Raw genomic sequence first — 3,845 nt, 5'->3', positions numbered from 1 at the left:
CGCAGGTAGGGGTCTTCCATCTCGTCGAACTGGCGCCCGATCACCTCCAGCTGGGTGGTCAGCGCCCATTCGGCGTTGTAGTGGCGTTCGGTGATCCAGTGCTTGACGCCGCCGGTGAGCTGCTCGTCCTGCAGCAGCATGAGGTGCACGTCCAGCAGGGCGGCCAGTTCGGGGTGGGCGTCGGCGGGGCCGAGGTCGGCCAGGCTCTGCTGCACACGACCGATCTCTTCCACCACCACCTTGCGCGCGCTGCGCAGGCGCTCGATCTCGGCCTCGACCTGATCGGCCTTGACAAAGTAGTGCGCCACGTCCATGCGGCTGGCGGCCACGATGACCGCCCGCCCGATGGCGATGCCACGGGAGACCGCCAGACCATGAACGGTGAAGGTCATGAGCTGTCAGCCCCCACGCTCCGCCGCTGACGCGGGTCGCTGCCCCCCGAGGGGGCTGTTTCGCCTTGGGGCGGCCCTGCGGCGAAACGCCCTTGCTCCGACATGCGCCCTTGGATCAAGCTCACTCTCCCTCGCCGAACTTGTCGTTGATCAGCGCCACGATGGCGTCCATCGCCGCCTGCTCGTCCGGGCCGTTGGTCTCGATCTCGACCTGGCTGCCGATGCCGGCGGCCAGCATCATCACGCCCATGATGCTTTTGGCGTTGACCCGCCGCTCGCCACGCGACATCCACACCTCGCAGGCGTGGCTGCCGGCCAGCTTGGTGAGCTTGGCCGAGGCCCGGGCGTGCAGCCCGAGCTTATTGCTGATGGTCGCGGTGGTCTTGATCATGGGTGGTTCTTCTCGCCTGATTTTGGGGTGCGGTCACGGCCACCTGGATCACCCCCTGCGTCGCACCGATCATGGCCCGCGAGACCAGCGCATCCAGCGACTCGTGCCGGTACGACACGGTGCGCAGCAGCATGGGCAGGTTCACGCCGGTGATGAGCTTGGAGCGCACACCGTCCACCAGCTTCTGCGCCACGTTGCAGGGCGTGGCGCCGAACACGTCGGTGACGACCAGCGTGCTGGGCAGACCCAGCTGGCGCACCATGGCACGCGCCTGCGCGAGCGATTCCTCGGGCGGCACATTGGGTTGAACGTCCAGGGCCGACACCGCGTCTGCGCTGTCGGGGAACACGTGCAGCACGCAGGCGCGCAGGGCCGAAGCCAGCGGGGCGTGCGCAACGATGAGGATGCCGTTCATATGAGGTCGCAGTTTAGCCGGCAGCGCCCGCCGCGCGGCGGTGCTGGGCGCGCAGAAAGCCCGCATAGGCCAGCGCACTGGCCAGGCCGAACAGCGCAAGCGCCCCGCGCAGGCGTTGCGGCTCGCTCCAGCCCAGGCCGCCCAGGGCGTCGCTGGCCAGGCCGATGGCCCATTGCATGGCGAACACGCCGGCGAAGATGACCAGGTTGTAGGCCGACAGCGCCCGGCCCGCGGCCTGCGCCGGCAGCGCCATGCCCACCGCCGGCTGCGCCAGCGCGCCCACGCTGCTGCACACGCAGAACAGGGCCCACAGCGGCCAGCCGGCCCCCGCGCCCAGCGTCACGTTGAGCGCCAGCACCGCCAGGGCCAGCGGCACACCCCAGGCGATCAGGCGTTCGGCGCTCCAGCCCCGGCGCGCCAGGTGCGGGTTGACCACGCCCCAGAGCCAGAAGGTCACCAGCATGCACAGGTTGATGCCGAACAGGCCTTGCGCGGCCTGGGCCGGCGTGGCCCCGGCCACCTTGACCATCCACGGGCCGGCCCACAGCGTCTGGATGGCGAGCATGCCGGCGTAGAACACGAAGCCGATGCCCACCATCTGGCGGAAGAAGGGGTGGCGAGCGATCTCCGCATAGCCCACCGCGGGCGGTGCCGCGCCGACCGGTTCAACAGGCGCGGCCCAGCCCGGCACCCGCCAGGCCAGCGCCACCATGGACAGCACGATGCAGACGGCCAGCCCCCAGAACAGCCCGCGCCAGCCCAGCACCGGCAACAGCCATTGCACCGGCAGCGTGGCCGCCACCATGCCCAGCGAGCCGGTCATCAGCATCCACGAATTGGCGCGCAGCAACAGCTCGGGCCGCAGCCAGCGGCGGTAACCGGTCAGTGGCGCCATCAGGCAGGCGCTCACGCCCATGCCGGTGAGCACGCGCGCGGCCAGCAGGCCGCTGAAGCTGGTGGCGGTGGCGAACGCGGCGCAACCGAGCACCGCCACGACCATGAAGCACAGGATCACGCGGCGCGGGCCGTACCGGTCCAGCCAGCGGCCCATGGGCAGCTGCGTCAGCGCAAAGCCGAAGAAGTAACCGCCGGCCAGCAAGCCCAGGTCGCTCGCGTTCAGGGCCAGTTCCTGGCTGAGCACCGGCGAGAGCGTGGCCGTGATGGCGCGGATCAGCGTGGAGAAAAAGTAGGCCAGCGCAAAGGCCAGGAACACCCCCACCGCCGCGCGCGGGGCCAGCCACGCGGCGGGCGACGCGGTCGTGCTCATGGCGGCGAGAGCTGCAAGCCGGCGAAGAAAGCGTCCAGCGCCTCGTCCGGCAAACGGGGGCCGTACACCGCGGCCTGGAACACCTGGGTGCCCTGCGCGAAGTACAGCGCGCGCGACTGCACCGGCTGGCCCTGCGGGTCGGTGCCCTGGGCCTTCACGCCCTGCACCGGGTCGGCCCCGGGCAGCTTCACCGCCCAGTCACCGGCCGCCGCCGGCGCCACGCGGATCGCCTGCAGGCTGGCGCTGCGCCAGGCGGCCAGCGCGGGCGCCACCTGCGCGGGCTGGCCCACGTCGGCCCAGGCCACGGCAAAGCGCAGGCCGCCGGCTTCGCAGCTGTGCATGTGCAGTTCGGCGGGGGCGGCACCGGCGCCCCCCAGCGGTACCGGGCGCGTGGCGCTCTCGGGCTTGCAGGGCATCAGGGCCTGCAGCGGCGTGCCGTCCACGCGCAGTTCGCGCCAGTTGAAGGTGGGGCTGCAGGCGCTGACGCTCAGCAGCAAAGCCGCCAGGCCGGCGGCGCGGTTGGGGTGCAACAAGGGGAATGTCTCCGGCATCACGGCGACAGTGGCCTGCCGCACGCAGCGGCACAATGGCCGCATGAACGCTCTGGATGGTATCCGCATACTCGATTTGTCCCGCGTGCTCGCGGGCCCCTGGTGCACCCAGACCCTGGCCGATCTGGGCGCCGACGTGGTCAAGGTTGAACGGCCCCGCAGCGACGGCCACCCGGGCGGCGACGACACCCGCGGCTGGGGTCCGCCCTTCCTCAAAGGCCGCGACGGCGCCGACACCGCCGAGGCCGCCTACTACCTGGGCGCCAACCGCAACAAACGCTCCATCACCTGCGACATCGCCACGCCCGAAGGGCAGGCGCTGATCCGCGAACTGGCGGCCAAAGCCGACGTGTTCGTCGAGAACTACAAGGTCGGCGACATGGCGCGCTACGGGCTGGACTTCGCGTCGCTGCACGCGCTCAACCCCCGGCTGGTGTACTGCTCCATCACCGGTTTCGGCCAGACCGGCCCCTACAAAGACCGCGCGGGCTACGACTACGCCATCCAGGGCATGGGCGGGCTGATGAGCGTGACCGGCGAGCGCGACGACCTGCCCGGCGGCGGCCCGCAGAAGGTGGGCGTGGCGGTGGCCGACCTGTTCACGGGCCTGTACGCGACTGTCGCCATCCAGGCCGCGCTGCGCCACGCCGAGCGCACCGGCGAGGGTCAGCACATCGACATGGCGCTGCTCGACACCCAGGTGGCCATGCTGGCCAACCTGGGCGCCAACTACCTGGTGCGCGGGCGCGAAGAGGGCAAGGTGCCCGGCCGCGCCGGCAACGCGCACATCAACATCGTGCCTTACCAGGTGTTCGAGGTCGCGCCCGAT

General features: G+C 71.0%; 6 protein-coding genes. 1 reads left to right on the top strand and 5 read right to left on the bottom strand.

Features of this window, described 5'->3' with window-relative positions; translation table 11 throughout:
* From ACR2JA_RS07725 to ACR2JA_RS07705, 5 genes are all read right to left on the bottom strand, one after another.
* Positions 1-392, bottom strand: a 392-nt coding sequence (locus ACR2JA_RS07725) for a phosphoenolpyruvate-utilizing N-terminal domain-containing protein (protein WP_434008515.1), incomplete at its 3' end; no start/stop codon positions are given.
* 121 nt (positions 393-513) lie between these two features.
* Positions 514-783, bottom strand: coding sequence for an HPr family phosphocarrier protein (locus ACR2JA_RS07720; RefSeq protein WP_434008514.1), 270 nt, complete (start codon positions 781-783; stop codon positions 514-516).
* Complete coding sequence (locus ACR2JA_RS07715; RefSeq protein WP_434008513.1) at positions 752-1,198, bottom strand: PTS sugar transporter subunit IIA; 447 nt, start codon at positions 1,196-1,198, stop codon at positions 752-754. The genes ACR2JA_RS07720 and ACR2JA_RS07715 overlap by 32 nt, the downstream gene beginning before the upstream one ends.
* A 13-nt stretch (positions 1,199-1,211) precedes the next feature.
* Complete coding sequence (locus ACR2JA_RS07710; RefSeq protein WP_434008512.1) at positions 1,212-2,465, bottom strand: MFS transporter; 1,254 nt, start codon at positions 2,463-2,465, stop codon at positions 1,212-1,214.
* Positions 2,462-2,998, bottom strand: coding sequence for a hypothetical protein (locus tag ACR2JA_RS07705; protein ID WP_434008511.1), 537 nt, complete (start codon positions 2,996-2,998; stop codon positions 2,462-2,464). Before ACR2JA_RS07705 ends, ACR2JA_RS07710 begins: the two co-directional genes overlap by 4 nt.
* Before the next feature lie 61 nt (positions 2,999-3,059).
* Between ACR2JA_RS07705 and ACR2JA_RS07700 the strand changes: the two genes are divergently transcribed.
* Positions 3,060-3,845 (top strand): CaiB/BaiF CoA transferase family protein (locus ACR2JA_RS07700; protein WP_434008510.1); only part of this gene is annotated, 786 nt, incomplete at its 3' end.

Source organism: Hydrogenophaga sp. (assembly GCF_051007235.1).
Lineage (GTDB): Bacteria > Pseudomonadota > Gammaproteobacteria > Burkholderiales > Burkholderiaceae_C > Hydrogenophaga.
Note: the sequence above shows the minus strand (reverse complement) of the source record. Positions and strands in the feature narration are given on the sequence as shown.

What these genes read in the sequence shown, in the direction of transcription:
- ACR2JA_RS07720 (WP_434008514.1), bottom strand. Translation starts at nt 783, where the DNA reads ATGATCAAGACCACCGCGACCATCAGCAATAAGCTCGGGCTGCACGCC.
- ACR2JA_RS07710 (WP_434008512.1), bottom strand. Translation starts at nt 2,465, where the DNA reads ATGAGCACGACCGCGTCGCCCGCCGCGTGGCTGGCCCCGCGCGCGGCG.
- ACR2JA_RS07715 (WP_434008513.1), bottom strand. Translation starts at nt 1,198, where the DNA reads ATGAACGGCATCCTCATCGTTGCGCACGCCCCGCTGGCTTCGGCCCTG.